The organism is Halalkalibaculum sp. DA3122 (genome assembly GCF_043951865.1).
Classification (GTDB): Bacteria; Bacteroidota; Rhodothermia; order Balneolales; family Balneolaceae; genus JAMQKA01.
The window spans coordinates 92638-107076 of sequence record NZ_JBINJF010000016.1 but is presented as its reverse complement, the minus strand read 5'-3'; the positions used below and the strand labels follow the sequence as shown (position 1 = coordinate 107076).

The following is a 14439-nucleotide window of genomic DNA, read 5'->3' as shown; positions in this document are numbered from 1 at the left end:
TGACGCTATTGCAGTACATCAATTGGCAAAACGATGAACCCATTAATCGCATTAAACATGCATTGGCTGCTTAAGGTTAACCCCTAAACGCGTTACTAATACTGATTTTGTACATTGTGCCAGGTGAATCGGCCCGGGACTTTCCCGGAATGAATTGATGCAGGTTCTGGTTATCGCTTTTCATTCGGAAACAAGCCAATAATATTGAGACGGTTCGCCCAATTTATCCTTCATCATCCAAAACCGATCCTGGTTATCTCTGGGGTCCTGGTCCTTGCCGCGTTGTACCCCGCGCTGAATATCCGAACCGACTTCAACCTGGAGAATTTTTTCCCAAAACAGGATCCCACCATCAGGGATTACGAGTATCTTGAACAGGAGTTTGGCCGGGATGACAACACCATCATGGTAGGATTCAGGCACCATTCTTTACTCTCTCCTTCCGTGCTCACCGATTTAAGCTCAATAGTTGACTCCGTGAAAATGATCCCGCTGGTGACGGAAGTCCGGAGCTTGTGGTCGGCCGAACATATCCGCGGAGATAGGGCCAGCCTCGAGTTCGAACCCTACCTTCAGGCAGCAGATTTGAACTTCGTCTCAACCGATAGTATCCGTACGGCCCTGACGAGCGATTCACTTATTGAAGGCTTTCTAATCAACGAGCAGGCGACCGTTACCGCTTTCTACCTGGAAATTGCCGGCGACCAAAACAATTTCGATACCCGGCAACAAGTGATCAACCAGCTCAACGATATTCTGGATCAGTACCGCTCCAGGTACGACTTCAAGCTTTCCGGGATTCCCTATTACCGCAACCAGTATGTCAACTACCTGAATGATGAAATTACATTCTATATATCTCTCTCATCCGTTCTGATCATCCTGTTGCTCTGGCTTCTATACCGCAGTAAACTCGGGGTGCTTTTCCCGATGCTGATCGTCTGGCTGACGATCCTGTTTACGTTGGCGATCATGCAGTTGACGGGGGGATATTTCGAGGTCATGTCGAGCACTATCGCTCCGATTCTGCTTTGCGTGGGTATTGCCGATTCCATCCACATGATTTCGAAATACGATGATGCCCGCACGGATGGACTGGACAAGCGGCAATCCATTGTTGAAATGCTTCTCACGCTTGGCAGCGCCACATTTCTGACCAGCATCACAACAGCCATCGGGTTTGGCACGCTGGTTACCAGCACTATCGTTCCGATGCAGCGCTTCGGTATCTACACCGCTGTGGGAGTCCTGGCAGCATTTTTCATTACCATCACGTTCCTCCCCTCGGTGCTTACCATGTCGGGCAGTCAAAAGATATTCGGGCATAAAAACGCCCGCCTGTTCAACTTTTTCACCCGGGGGCTCCGGAGAATAAGTTCATTCAACCGGCAGCACTACAAAAAAATTGTGATTGGCTCGCTTCTGCTCACCCTTAGCCTCGGCAGCGGTATATTCCTGCTCAAAGTAAACGGAAAAGTCTTTGACGAACTCGGCCGGAATACCCAGCCTATCAGGGATGCCGAGTTTTTCAGTCAGCATTTGACTCCGCCCTATCCCATGGAATTCGTCATTAACACGGGATCAGAAAACGGGATTATGGACCCCGGGTTTCTCCAAAAAGTGGAGACGTTTACCCGGTACCTGGAGCAACATCCCGAGGTCGACCGGGTCATCTCGATCAACACATTGCTGAAAGAGGTCCACCAGGCGATGGCCCCGGAACAGTATCGCGAGCGGCCGCTACCTCAAGACGAACAGCTGATCGCCCAGTATATTTTGTTGCTCGAATTCAATGAATCGGATCTCCTCCCCCGTTTTAGCGACTTTTCCTACCAGCAGGTCCGTGTAGCTGCCAATGTATTTGATGTGGGATCCTATCAGATCAACCTGCTCCGCGACTCGCTGCAGAGCTACCTGCGGGAAGCATTTCCCGAGAATGAAGTGACTCTTACCGGCAGCACGATACTGAGCGCCAATCTCAACGGGAAGATCGTAAACTCACTGTTCAAAAGCATTCTGCTGGCTTTCGGTCTCATCTCAATTATCATGGCCCTGCTGTTCAAAAATGCCCGAATGGTTTTTATCTCGCTCGTCCCGAACATCCTGCCCCTGCTGATGGTGGCGGGTTTTATGGGATTTGCCGGTATTGATATCAAAGCTTCCACGGCGGTGATATTCACCATTGCGTTTGGTATTGCAGTGGATGATTCTATTCACTACCTGGCGCGCCTCCGAATAGAGATGAAGCGGGGACGTTCCCTGCCGGAGGCCCTGAATTTCACAACCATAAAGACCGGCAAGGCAATTGTGGTTACCAGTCTTATCCTTATCGCGGGATTTGGCTCACTGCTGACCAGTGTTTTTATATCAACCGTGTACATGGGGATGCTTGTGGGACTAACTGTGCTTTCCGCCCTGCTGTGCGACCTGGTTTTGCTACCCGCCCTGTTTTACTGGATCAAGCCGGATGTTCGTTTTGATGCAGCGCCTCCGAAATCCGATGCCAAATCAGCTCATGCACCTGCTCTTGAGAAAGACTCGAATCGATAGCTACAATGCGGTCTTCTGCAGCGGCCAGTTTCTCAAATCCCTTGATGACTTTCCTGAAAAACGAATCCCCGGATTTTTCCATCCGGTCTTTGGGAAGCGACTGAATCCGTTTTTTTGCCTCCTCGAGGCTAATTTGGAGGTAGAAGGTCAGGTCGGGCTGGCGGTGATGACTTGCCAGCTCATTCAACAGGGCAATCGACTCCAAAGGGGCGGAGCCGCGCCCATATCCCTGGTAGGCCGTCGTGGAATCATAAAAACGATCCAGAATTACAACCGCGCCCTCATCAAGCAGTGGGAGTACCCGTTCTGAGATAAGCTGCGCCCGCGCTGCAGAAAACAGTAACAGTTCGGAAACCGGATCAATATCCAGATCGGAATTGAGCAATAGTGAACGAATGTTTTCGGATAACTCGGTGCCTCCCGGCTCGCGGAACACCTCGACGCGATACCCGTTCTCCTGTAATTTATGGCGTACCAGGTTGATATGTGTTGATTTACCGCTGCCGTCAATACCTTCGAAGGTGATAAACACTGTAAACAGAGTCTTTTAAAAATTAAAAATTCATCTTGAACTTTTTCCAAAATGAATATCGCATGTAGAATTCAAAAAGACCATTTTAAAACAACAATGTACTATTTTTGGGCTACTAAAAATAGTAGACGGGAATTCACTTCCCATCACCTCTATTGAATAAACGTTATTTAATTTCCAATCTATTTATAGAAGGCTTTTCAAAACTGTTGTTGTGCCCAGTTTCGGCATTTTTTCGAATTCGAAATCCTCATTTATGAGGTATAAACTGTGGTTTTAAATATGCTCAGGCTTTGAATCTGTCCCCCCCTGGATTTACAAAGCCCTCCTGTATTCATTCATTTTGAGGTCATTCTTATTTTTTGAAAAATTTTACAAACGTGTCGTTTTATACGATATCCCGGTTTATTTTACCCTGTCGGTTCCAATCCTTCAATCCCGGCATATTCCAGACTAAGCGCAGAATTAGCAGAACCTCCTACAGAGTAAAGGCAAAATCACTTTCAAAAGTAGTAGAAATGATTGATTGATACATCAGGAACCAGTCAATGAAGGTCCTGGCAATAGAAAATGATGTAGTATTTCTCCCGCCAAATATTTAGTGATTTAACCTGTGAATAATCAAGGACATAGATATTGATTATATAGTCAGCCGAAAAAAATGAAAGATTTTGGGCTGGGATGAATCTCATAATTCACTTGTTGCCGAAACAGACATTTGCCAGACAGAAGTAAAATTTTAGAATTAGAATCGAACCTTCATAACAATCTTACTAATTACAGAAACATTCTTATGAAAAATATTAAACAGTCAAAAAAAGAAGAATACATCGACACTCTTTCGAATAAACTCAAAGAATGGGACCGTGATCTGGAAAAGGTTGAAGAAGAAATAGATGAACGGTTTGAGGAATTAGTAAGTGACTACCGGGATAAAATTGAAAATCTTAAGGAAGTCCGACCTAAAATAAAGAAAGAACTCAACAGGATTGAAGAAAGTAGTGAAGAAGCTTTTGATTCTATAAAAAAAGATCTTCAGAAACTGTGGGAAAATTCCAAGAAAAAACTCGAGTCACTTAAGGATGAATTGGAAATAGACTGAAAAGCAAGAAAACAGGTTATAACTACTTAAAACCAAAAATAAAAAAAGAGGATCATATGTCACTAGCAAAAGTAATCGAAGTAATAGGCGAAGGCGATACCATGGAAGGTGCCGTACAAAATGTAGCCACGGAAGCCTCAAAAACAGTCGATAACATAAAAAGTATTTATTGCGAAAGCATACAGGCTATAGTAGAGAACAACTCAGTGACCAAATACAGAGTTAATGCAAAGGTAACCTTTGTAGTTGGTAAAAAGGGCTGACAGTTGCTGAAAGACAATTTTTTGTAAGCCTTTTCCAAAGTTTTATAAAAATCAGACTAACATTCCGGGTAGGGCAGATACAACTATGAGCAGGCAGAACAGTAACAGCTTCCATGCATTTTTAAATCCTATAAAAAAAGTAAATATTAACCCTTTAACCAGTGTATTGGTCATAGCAGCCAGGATAATCCCATTGGCGGCAATGTTTGAGCCTAGATTTTCTCCTCCCATGTCCAGGAGGGTAAGAGTAATCGAGTCAATATCTATCATCCCGGATATCAGTGATAAACCGTAGATGCCGGTATCACCAAACCACTGCCTGCTGAATTCAGAAAGCAACATCACCATTGCCAGAACAATCCCAAACTGGATAGCTGTACTCAACTGCAGGGGATTGCGCAGCTTGAATTGGCTAACAGATTTATCAGGCTCCCTTGTTTTGTTAATATAAATTGCAGCACCCAGGGCCACTATAGCCATGGCAGCAACAGAAGGACCTATAATTGTGATTAGAGCAGGGTTAAACAGAAGTGCCAAAAGCAGTACCCTTCCCAGGGCGGTAAATGTGGCTATAAGAATGCCGGTTATCACTACATCTATTGACTTCACCTTACTGCTAAATTTTCCCAGTGTAACCGTGACTGCCAGAGAAGAAACCAGCGAACCTGTAAATGAGGTGAATAAAATACCCTTCTCTTTACCCAGGTATTTCATAGCAAAAAAGCCGACATAGGATATGCCCGCAATCAGAACCACCATACCCCATATCTCAAATGGATTCAAAACATTCCAGGGCCCGTATCCCTGATTAGGCAGTAGTGGAAGCAAAATTGCCGAAATAATGAGAAAAATGATTCCGGAATAGAGTTCCTCAGGCTCTATCGTTTTTACCCATTTATGCAGTCTCGGTTTAATGCTAAGCAACAATACCATGATAATGGTAACACTTACCGAGAGTATGATGTATCCCTTGATGACGGCAATACCGATTGTGAAGGTTAGAAAGGCGGCGATTTCGGTCGTCAGACCCAGGGTACCGGTCTCTTTGGCGTGATGGAAATAACCGGTCATTATAATAATGATAAACCCCAACAGAGCGAATCCCAGTATAATGCCGTCTATATGTTCAGACAAAATTCCCCAAAATCCACCGGACAGGGCAATAAGCGTAAACGTTCTGATACCGGCAGTACGCTCTCCTTCCTTCTTTTTCTGGAAGCTCCACCCCCGCTCAATGCCGACCAGAAAGCCAAGCAGCAGGATGAGACCCATCCTTAACAATAACTGCATTTCTATTGCGTCAATATACATTATATTTTTGCGCATTAAACATTTTTAAACCTATTGAATAATACATGATATATTTCTTAAATCTTTAGCCCGTAAATGTGTTAAAGTTCAATTTGTGTTCCGATTTCTATCACCCTATCCGAGGGGATATGAAAATGTGAGGCAGCCCGTTCTGCATTACGTGACATCCAGGAAAATAGTTTTTCTCTCCATAGAGCCATTCCTGGTTTACGAGTTCAAAGCGAGGGAATCTCCATTCAGCAAACTCCGCAAACGCAATTTTAACGCCCAAAGAGGAAATAAATATCCTACTAAAAGAAATCAAAGTCTTCGTAGTGAATATCCTTCTCCGATACATTCATTTTCTTTAGCTCGCTCAATAACTTCTGCCTCATCTGTCGAGGTCCACAGATATAAACGGTTTTCTGTTTCAGATCAGAAATGTCCCGGGCATCCAAAAAACCTTCGCGGTCGGCACAAACCAGATGAATATTGAAACCGGTAGATTGCTTCTCGAACTCTTTAAACTCATTCAGGTATACTGCCTCCTCTTCACTGTTTACACAGTAGTACAAATCTGTCTTGAGATCTGAATCCTGCTCTTTCATATTTCTAATCCAGCTCAGAAAGGGAGCAATTCCCACGCCCCCGGCTATCCATACCTGGCTTTTTGATTCCTGCCTGTTATCGAAACGACCGTATGGGCCTTCAAGAAATGCTGAAGCGCCGGCTTCCAAATTTCTATAAAGATTCCGGGTATAATCCCCCAGGGCCTTTACCATTATTTTTATTTGCCTCTGTCCGGGGGCGCTGCAAACTGTATACGGATGAGCTTCACGCGTAATATCAGGAGCGATAAAGCTAAAAAAGTAAAACTGTCCGGGAGTAAAAGTTATAGCTTCTCCTGCTTCTAATTCTATTTCCATTACCTGGTCACTCAACCGGTCAACATTTGTAACCTGAACTTGGGGTTTTTGCAGTACGTGCTCCAGCAGGAATGATTTGTAGAGCCATGCAGCTATAGCCGCACCTGACAGGATCAACAGATACAGCAACAATAATGGGTTGGCGGTTGCCAGATTATCCAGCGCAAACAGATGGATAACACCGAAGATAAATATTACTCCCATAAATTTGTGCGTTAACTTCCACTTGTCATAAGGGAGTTTGATCACCAAAGTCAGCAACATCAGGATAATCAATCCCCACAAAGACCAGCTGCCGAAATCGACTGCCAACCGGCGGTGTACCGGGAAAAAATACCAGAATACCTTGGCTATATCCTGCGGTATCCATCTTGTTGCCAACAAAATCGGATGAAACAACAGCAACACAAAAGCAACATTGGCCATCCGGTGATGGGTATGGTACATTTTATCCAACCCGCCGAACCAGGATTCCAGCCATTTTATCCGGGCGGCCAGTATAAATGTAACTGCAAAAAGAGCAAAGCCGGCAAGTGCGAACAGTTGACTGGAGTAGATGAAAAATCCTTTGGCGCTGTGTTTGACTGTTGTCTCCGGATAGGCCGTCAGCCACAGCGGGATAACCAGCAGGGGAATCAGCCAGAATACCTGTGGTCCTATATTTCTCTTATGATAATTATTTTCTGGCAAAGTGAAGGGGTTAGATCAGGTCGGTTGAGAAATTATCATTTCTTATTGGCAATCTGTATCACGGATCCCCCCAAAGGTTCCAACCTGTGGAATATGCAGCGTGAGATTATCAACACAACATTAAATTACGCAATGTAGATCAGCTTAACGAATATCGGACAAATACCCAGTAACCAAGTTGTCAGCTTGGCCAATTTAGATCAGTCAATCCTTCGGGAGGCACAGCCCGTTTAACACGATACCATGTCTCATGGTCCGGAAATTGTGATCGGAGAATACCTTGGTTTCCATGCTGAACTCCACATTATCGATACATTTCACCTATTCAGGTGAGTAAAACTCTCATTTTTCACACTGGTTTAAATTACTGTACGATCTGCAATAAATTCAGAAACGGGTAATCCCCAGCCCGGAATTTTTCCGCCGAGGGTGTAATACATTGTTTTAAAACCCATCTTTAGCAAATGAGGAGTATGACCCATTTTCAGGATGCTGGTATCTCCGCCCCACCACTCATCCGTATGCATGTAGAAACCTGTATGTGCTCCCATATCTCCCATACAGACCAGTTTAAACTTGAGCGGTTCAATAGCCTCTTTCGGCTGATACCCTCCCACTTCTTTTCCAAGTACTTTTGCGAGTACTTCCGCTTCCAGGTGACCCAGCGATCCCAATTTGGGAACAGTTATGGACGCGGCATCCCCCACGGCAAACACTTCGGGATAATCGGGGTTACGCATAAAGAGATCCGTTATGATAAAGCCCTGGTCGTCTGTTATGGGCAGGTCTCTCAGAAAGTCATGTGCCCTCCAATTCGGGAATATGATCTTAAGTTCAGCTTCCAGGCTGCTGCCGTCTTTAAACTCTATGCCGTCCTCGTAAATTCTTTTAATTCCCCGGGTATGTGCCCTGTAGCCGTACCCCATCTCCTCTACCATCGGCAGCAGCTCATCAAGAATTTTTTCACCGGCATCTTCTGCGATCACCTCGGCTGGAGTAAACATCGTAATATTTTCTGCCCCTCCCAGCCCGCGTTTTTTTAGCCACTCGGCCATTGAAAAGGATATTTCAACCGGAGGACCTTCACAGGCTGCCTCTGCCACTGGCACGTCAGGCAGCTTATCACTTTTTCCCTGTACAAAAAGATCTGATCCTATGGCAATCGGTCCGCCTTTATACCCGCCCTCGTGCAGGTGTCTCCGGATCTTGTCACCATAATAGGTGTCGGTAAAAGTATGGCCGTATTTTCCGAAACCTTCAATTTCATCAAATGCCAGTTTGTTACCCACAGCTATGACAAGATAATCGTAGTCAATTTCCTCAATTGCCGAACCCGATCGTTCAACCGGCTTGTACTCAACAGCCTTACGTTCAACATCTATAGCTTCCACCTCTGCCTGGATGAAATCAATATTGTCACGCTCCAGAAACTTGATGAAAGGCATGTGCAGTGAGGTTTCCGGATTGTTATTGTTCCAGACTTCAATCGGGATATTCGGGATAAATGTCAGGTATGGTTTCCGGTCAATGCAGGTCATTCGTGCATTTTCGCCTGCAAATTCACGGATATAACGTGCCGTAGTTAAACCGGCAAAATTGGTTCCCAGTATCAGTATATGTGGTTGAGCAGCCATAGTTACGACATTTTTAGAGGTTAACATTGAATTGCTCGGTAGCATGGATATATGAATCCTATTTTAACCTCTTAATGAACGAATACCTGTAGTGACTTCCCCGGTAGAGCAGGGTGAAATCTATAGGGAATTTGTAAGAGAAATGCCTACAAGAGGTTCAGACTGGTCAGCCTATCTCAAGAAAATCACGAAAGCCTTTTTCCTGGCAAGAAATGTTTTTCTGTACGAACAAAGCCCCCCCAACTCACCGGCAGAAGTAGTTACAGGTTATCGGGAATTAGTTATTCGTTTAATCAAACAACTCATAACCAGTCCGTAACGAAACCATGTCGGTGCTGCATTAACCCGGAACGGCTCACAAATCCACAAGCCGGGAGGGAACTTAGCTGGAGATCTTCACGTCCAGATATTTCAGGCAGGTAATGGGGTTCCAAGCTACGGGAAGCGGCCTTGGATTACCATCGGGATTTTTCGGTGGCTTTATTTAAAGAAAATGAGCGGCAAAAAGACCGTGAACCCAAAAGGTTCGCCTAAAAATCATCCATAAATTCAACCGGCTCTTTATCCAGGGCTATCGCCAGGGCCAGGTATACCAGAAGTGAGGTACCGGACCCCGCAAAAAAGGTGATCACGAAAAGCAGTCGTATGACCGTAGAACTGATTCCGAAATAGTTTGCCAGTCCGCCGCAAACGCCGGCCCATTTTTTATCAGAACGGGATTTGTAGAGCTTTTTTGCGTGGCGGTATGCATAATAGTCGGTTGCCCGTTTCGTATTTTTATCCCGCTTTTTTCCCGATGAACGACTATCGAGATCGTTGTGGAGCCCAAACTCCTCTTCGGCGGCACGTTCGCTTTCCTCGTCGTACTCAAAGTCAAAATCGTCAAACTCTTTTTTATTGCGCTGCTTCTTTGACTTGCCTCTTTTGCGATCACCAACCAAAAAACCGAATCCGATAAATGTTACCAGCACTCCGCCGATAATCGGCAGGACTTCAATCACCCCGGAGAGATCAGGACCAACCTGGAGGCCCAGGGCCTGTATCAGGTACACCATACCGATGAAAAACATAGCAATGCCGGCAATAGTAGCAACATTCCAGATATTGGTGTTGGCTTTTTTTTCTTCCTCGAGAAACTCCTGCATTGTGGCCTGCAGTTCGTGATCCTCAAAGTCACTGAGTGAATCCAGGTTATGTTCTGTAAAGCGTTGTCTTGTTTTTTCTGCCATAATTTTTCCTCCTTAAGGCCTTTACTACGTCTCCCGCCACCTTAATGTTGCAAGTCTGACTATAATGGTTTAAAAAGGTGTCAAAGTTGTCCATGGGAGACTTCATTCAACAGGTTCTGACATCATTGAATTTACCAATTTAATTGATTTTGTTTTACAATTTCCGGGCGATTGTAAGCCCGTCTCGTTCAGTCAGCATTACCTGTTCCACGCTATCATCTTCCGCTATTAGCGTATTGAGCTGGTCTACCGCTTCCGCCTTTTCGTCATTGGGGGCCAGTACATTCTCCGCCAGGAACACATTATCGATGACCATCACACCGCCCCTTTTCAGCATCGGGAGCGTCTCCCGGTAATAATTGGGATAGTTTCCTTTGTCGGCATCCACAAAAATGAAATCGAAGGGCCCTTCAAGCGTTTTGAGTGTTTCCAGGGCTTCTCCCATCCTAACCTCGATTTTATGACCATGTTGACTCCTCTCAAAAAAGGAACGGGCTATGGAAGCATATTTTTCATTGAGATCACAGGTGATGAGCTTTCCGTCGTCTGGCAGTGCCTCGGCCATCATCAGCGCCGAATAGCCGGTAAACATCCCGATCTCCAGAACGCGCCGCGAGCCGGTCATTTTCACCAGCATATTCAGCAGGCGTCCCACAACGCGTCCGCTGAGCATGTCAATATATTCCAGGTTTTGATCAGAAACCTCGATCAGTTCCTGCATTAACTCCGGTTCCGGTGTGGTATGGTCGCGGGCGTAGGCTTGAATATCGGGATTAATCTGAAGCATCAGTATAATTTTGTGTTCAGGTGGATTCTTTGTCAGCGGCTAAAGATATTCACAATCCGTTTGTTCAACAAAATCTTTCTACCTGTGGAATTTATACCGGCCAAAGAGTCAACGTGGTTTATCGCCCTGTTCAAATGGTATACCTGGTTTCTGTTTAAACGGCGCTTCAGCCGTGTCTGGATTCGGCAGCGATATCAACCGGAAAACGGACAAAAGACGGTTTATTTCCTGAATCACAGCTCCTGGTGGGATGGCTTGATACCACTGCTGCTCAATGAATTCCGTTTCCACCAGCAGGCGCGTGCCCTGATGGAAGACCGGCAGATGGAACGGTACAGGTTCTTCCGCAAAATCGGGGCGTTTTCCATCAACCGGGATCATCCCCGGAAAGCGATCACTTCTCTGCGGTATGCCGTTCAATCGATGCAGCGGCCGGGCGCCAGTCTCTTTATATACCCAGAAGGCGAAATCACGCCATTGCCAGATCCGCCACAGTTCCAGGGCGGGCTGGCATGGCTCCATTCAAAAGTGAAGAGTTCGGAGGTCGATTTCGTGCCTGTAGCCATCTGCATCCATACGATACGGTCCGACAAACCGGAACTCCATATTGAGATCGGGGAGCCGGCCGTTCCGCCATGTGATGCCTCTAATGAGGAGAAAACCCGGTTCTTTGAACGCCGCCTTGGCTCCATGCTCGAACGGCTCCGCTCTGTGGCGGGATTTGAGGATACCGGTTTTGAACGATTTATGTAGATTTGGAGATTACCCACCGCTTCACCAGGTCCACCGGTAGAGCCGTTTCGACCGCTGAACCCAGTGGGGCGATTCGTTGCTGTACCGGATGCGCATATTCACCAGGGGCCAGAACGTGCGCCAGTATATACGGTCTGGGCGGATATACTCCGATATGCCTTCGGCCACCTGCATAATGTCTTTGTCGGGAATATTGATAAAGGAGTCGCTGCTAAACCGCTGGTAAAAGGGGCCGCTGTCCAGCACCCGGGCCTGCTGTATTGTGATATGTGCTTTTTCATTGCTCAGCATCAGCTTGCGCGCGGTACGCAGGCCAAAAGGATTCCACCCCTCGTCCTGCAGCTCCACAGTGGGATAGGTGGCAATCAGTTCAGCGTTATCCGGGCTTAGCAGCCAGGCCTGGTGCTGCTTTTCATTTTTGCGGTCCATCACGTAGTAAACCAGCGTTCCCATCTCAAAGTGAAACCGTCCCCAGTACCATTCATTAAATTCGTTCCGCATCGGCTCGTTGCCCATATTATGATCGTGATATCCCCGCCCCTCAAACACAATTTGCCGGGTAGACTCCGCACGGGCGGAAATGAGCAGGTCGACCGCTACGTCAGCGCGGGGTTGAACAAGGTTCCAGAGATGGCCCACCTCATCGAATGACTGCGCCTCCTCAAGCAGCGCATCAGAGGGGCGGGGGCTCTCATAGGTTATGCTCCCCCTGATTTCGTCTCCCGAGGGAAGCTGTTCATTCAGCGTCAACTGGTAGGAGATCTTGTTTTCATCGGCAACAGAATGCATCCTGTGCCTGCCGACTTTGAGGCTGGGATGGTCCGAATCAAACTCGCAATCCTCTTTCTCAAATTCAGTAAAACTGTAATATATCGTTTTTTGATCTTTGTATATGGAGATGCTCACCGCCGGATGCTCCTCCGGGTAGACGTCATCCGAACGATTCCAGTTCTTCAGACGCTGTATATAGCGCGTCGAAAAAGGGTTGCCCTCGTAAAATATGATCACAAAGCTGTAGGTTCCCGTGCTGTCGATACCGTCAAAATACCACCACTCATACGCACCTGGCTTGAACTTTGGGGACCGTACATCTTTTGTATAATTCGAGAGTATCTGCATAATGGGTCGCCACGTAAAATTGTATATTCTTGTTACTCTGAAATATAACGCAGTTTTTCGATTTTCCAGTTTTTACACAGCCTGTAACCTGTCCATATGATCTATCTTTTATACGTTGCCTCCGGCTATTTGATTATAACCTCGTTCATTTTACTGCGAAATCGGCAAAATTTCACCTCTTTATCGCCCGCAGAGCGTATTACATTTACCGCCGAATCTCCCAAAGTAAGCCTCTGCATCCCTGCCCGGAATGAAGAATCCAACATCAGGCGATGTGTGGAGACCGCACTCGACCAGCGATATCCCCACCTGGAGGTCCTGGTCCTTGACGATCAATCCACCGACAAGACCGGAGCGATCCTCTCCTCCCTGAAACAAAATCATCCCCGCTCCGAAAATCTTGTGCTGCTGAAAGGCAAACCCAAGCCCACAGACTGGCTGGGCAAGCCGTGGGCGTGTCAGCAGCTTGCGGAGGCCACCGAGGGCGAGATCCTGATCTTTGCCGATGCCGATACCTGGTTTGAGAAGCAGACCGTGGGAAGAGTGGTGCGGACCATGGGGCGCGATGTCGTCGATATGGTCACTGTATGGCCCCGGCAGGTCCTGGGCAGCTTTTGGGAAAAAATGCTTATTCCACTGGTATATTACGCTCTTTTGAGCCTGTTGCCGGTTCATTATGTCTTTCGGGCACCCCGCTGGATGCCCCCGTTTCTTCATTCAAGAGTCACCCCGTTATTCGCGGCGGCATGCGGACAGTTCATGGCGTTCAAGGCAAATAGCTACCACAAAATCGGGGGACACCAATCCGTGAAATCGCAGGTTGTTGAGGATGTGGCACTGGCCAAAAAAATAAAATCGGCCGGTCTTTCCATGCGCATGTACTACGGGAGCAGGGCCGTAGGCTGCAGAATGTATCGTTCAGAAAAAGAGATTCGCGAAGGTTTTCGCAAAAATTTCCTGGCGGGCTTTGGATACAGCCTCCCTTTCTTTGGACTTATGGGACTGCTCCACTTGTTGGTATATGTCTACCCTTTCGTCATGCTGGCTTGGGCTATCTCTGCCGGTTCCGTTGCCATTTTTATGTGGGCGGGAATCCCCGTTCTGCTGATCTTGGCCCACCGATTTTTGCTGGCCCGCTGGTTTGGCTGGAACCCGCTGTACGGCTTGCTGCATCCTGTCAGTGTCCTGTGGTTTCAGCTACTAGCCGTTATTTCCGCCAAAGATTACCTGGGAGATAGCAGCGTCACCTGGAAAGGGCGGTCGATTTAGTCACCACACTTTTTAAAAGCCGGCCTGTTATTCACCTTGAATTCGGGTCGGTTTCGGGGCCGTTTTTCAAATCCGCATTCCCGCTGGAGAACACGACAGGACCAAAAAATCCGGCTCCGGTTATCAGCATAACCGTAACATGAATTGTCATTTGGATACCTTTTAAATTATTGACAATATCCAAGTACTACCGCGGGGAAACAAAAATGGAATACATCTCTATGAGAACATATATTACAAACATAGCAAGACGGCATTGACAGACACCGAGGATCAACCGTGAGATGGAAGACGG

The 14439-nt window shown here is 46.6% G+C and carries 13 protein-coding genes; 5 read left to right on the top strand and 8 right to left on the bottom strand.

From position 1 onward, the window contains the following. The first annotated feature begins 204 nt into the window (after positions 1–204). Positions 205–2550: an RND family transporter gene (locus ACG2F4_RS11910; protein WP_395260986.1), complete on the top strand. Its 2346-nt coding sequence runs from the start codon at positions 205–207 to the stop codon at positions 2548–2550. On the opposite strand, the gene tmk is transcribed toward ACG2F4_RS11910, so the two are convergent. Next, positions 2459–3082, bottom strand: coding sequence for a dTMP kinase (tmk, locus tag ACG2F4_RS11905; protein WP_395260984.1), 624 nt, complete (start codon positions 3080–3082; stop codon positions 2459–2461). The two genes, ACG2F4_RS11910 and tmk, sit on opposite strands and share 92 nt — an antisense overlap. Positions 3083–3875: 793 nt before the next feature. On the opposite strand from tmk, the gene ACG2F4_RS11900 reads away from it, so the two are divergent. After that, a complete protein-coding gene (locus ACG2F4_RS11900; protein WP_395260982.1) occupies positions 3876–4184 on the top strand; it encodes a hypothetical protein in 309 nt (102 codons plus the stop codon). A 56-nt stretch (positions 4185–4240) separates the two neighbouring features. After that, a complete protein-coding gene (locus tag ACG2F4_RS11895) occupies positions 4241–4447 on the top strand; it encodes a dodecin family protein (protein WP_395260980.1) in 207 nt (68 codons plus the stop codon). A gap of 51 nt (positions 4448–4498) precedes the next feature. On the opposite strand, the gene ACG2F4_RS11890 is transcribed toward ACG2F4_RS11895, so the two are convergent. From ACG2F4_RS11890 to ACG2F4_RS11865, 6 genes are all read right to left on the bottom strand, one after another. After that, positions 4499–5773, bottom strand: coding sequence for an MgtC/SapB family protein (locus ACG2F4_RS11890; RefSeq protein ID WP_395260978.1), 1275 nt, complete (start codon positions 5771–5773; stop codon positions 4499–4501). 65 nt (positions 5774–5838) lie between these two features. After that, a complete protein-coding gene (locus tag ACG2F4_RS11885) occupies positions 5839–5958 on the bottom strand; it encodes a hypothetical protein (protein ID WP_395260976.1) in 120 nt (39 codons plus the stop codon). Positions 5959–6048: 90 nt separating this feature from the next. Next, positions 6049–7353 (bottom strand): ferric reductase-like transmembrane domain-containing protein, encoded by a 1305-nt coding sequence (locus tag ACG2F4_RS11880; RefSeq protein WP_395260974.1) that lies wholly within the window; start codon positions 7351–7353, stop codon positions 6049–6051. Between the two features lie 359 nt (positions 7354–7712). Then, positions 7713–8987: an NAD(P)/FAD-dependent oxidoreductase gene (locus ACG2F4_RS11875; protein WP_395260972.1), complete on the bottom strand. Its 1275-nt coding sequence runs from the start codon at positions 8985–8987 to the stop codon at positions 7713–7715. 530 nt (positions 8988–9517) lie between these two features. Further along, complete coding sequence (locus ACG2F4_RS11870) at positions 9518–10216, bottom strand: PspC domain-containing protein (protein WP_395260971.1); 699 nt, start codon at positions 10214–10216, stop codon at positions 9518–9520. Positions 10217–10370: 154 nt separating this feature from the next. Then, the gene (locus ACG2F4_RS11865; protein WP_395260970.1) at positions 10371–11003 is read right to left on the bottom strand and encodes an O-methyltransferase; all 633 of its coding nucleotides are present in this window, start codon (positions 11001–11003) and stop codon (positions 10371–10373) included. A gap of 84 nt (positions 11004–11087) precedes the next feature. Here ACG2F4_RS11865 and ACG2F4_RS11860 point away from each other — a divergent pair, with 84 nt between their 5' ends. Continuing rightward, on the top strand, positions 11088–11756 hold the full coding sequence (locus tag ACG2F4_RS11860) for a lysophospholipid acyltransferase family protein (protein WP_395260968.1): 669 nt from the start codon (positions 11088–11090) through the stop codon (positions 11754–11756). Positions 11757–11777: 21 nt separating this feature from the next. Here ACG2F4_RS11860 and ACG2F4_RS11855 read toward each other — a convergent pair whose 3' ends face one another. Continuing rightward, the gene (locus ACG2F4_RS11855) at positions 11778–12875 is read right to left on the bottom strand and encodes a hypothetical protein (RefSeq protein WP_395260967.1); all 1098 of its coding nucleotides are present in this window, start codon (positions 12873–12875) and stop codon (positions 11778–11780) included. Between the two features lie 96 nt (positions 12876–12971). Between ACG2F4_RS11855 and ACG2F4_RS11850 the strand changes: the two genes are divergently transcribed. Then, entirely contained in the window at positions 12972–14144 is a 1173-nt protein-coding gene (locus ACG2F4_RS11850) for a glycosyltransferase (protein ID WP_395260965.1), read from the top strand. The last annotated feature ends 295 nt before the right edge of the window (positions 14145–14439 follow it).

What these genes read in the sequence shown, in the direction of transcription:
- ACG2F4_RS11875 (WP_395260972.1), bottom strand. Translation starts at nt 8,987, where the DNA reads ATGGCTGCTCAACCACATATACTGATACTGGGAACCAATTTTGCCGGT.
- ACG2F4_RS11890 (WP_395260978.1), bottom strand. Translation starts at nt 5,773, where the DNA reads ATGCGCAAAAATATAATGTATATTGACGCAATAGAAATGCAGTTATTG.
- ACG2F4_RS11900 (WP_395260982.1), top strand. Translation starts at nt 3,876, where the DNA reads ATGAAAAATATTAAACAGTCAAAAAAAGAAGAATACATCGACACTCTT.
- ACG2F4_RS11850 (WP_395260965.1), top strand. Translation starts at nt 12,972, where the DNA reads ATGATCTATCTTTTATACGTTGCCTCCGGCTATTTGATTATAACCTCG.
- ACG2F4_RS11855 (WP_395260967.1), bottom strand. Translation starts at nt 12,875, where the DNA reads ATGCAGATACTCTCGAATTATACAAAAGATGTACGGTCCCCAAAGTTC.
- ACG2F4_RS11885 (WP_395260976.1), bottom strand. Translation starts at nt 5,958, where the DNA reads ATGGCTCTATGGAGAGAAAAACTATTTTCCTGGATGTCACGTAATGCA.
- ACG2F4_RS11895 (WP_395260980.1), top strand. Translation starts at nt 4,241, where the DNA reads ATGTCACTAGCAAAAGTAATCGAAGTAATAGGCGAAGGCGATACCATG.
- ACG2F4_RS11865 (WP_395260970.1), bottom strand. Translation starts at nt 11,003, where the DNA reads ATGCTTCAGATTAATCCCGATATTCAAGCCTACGCCCGCGACCATACC.
- ACG2F4_RS11870 (WP_395260971.1), bottom strand. Translation starts at nt 10,216, where the DNA reads ATGGCAGAAAAAACAAGACAACGCTTTACAGAACATAACCTGGATTCA.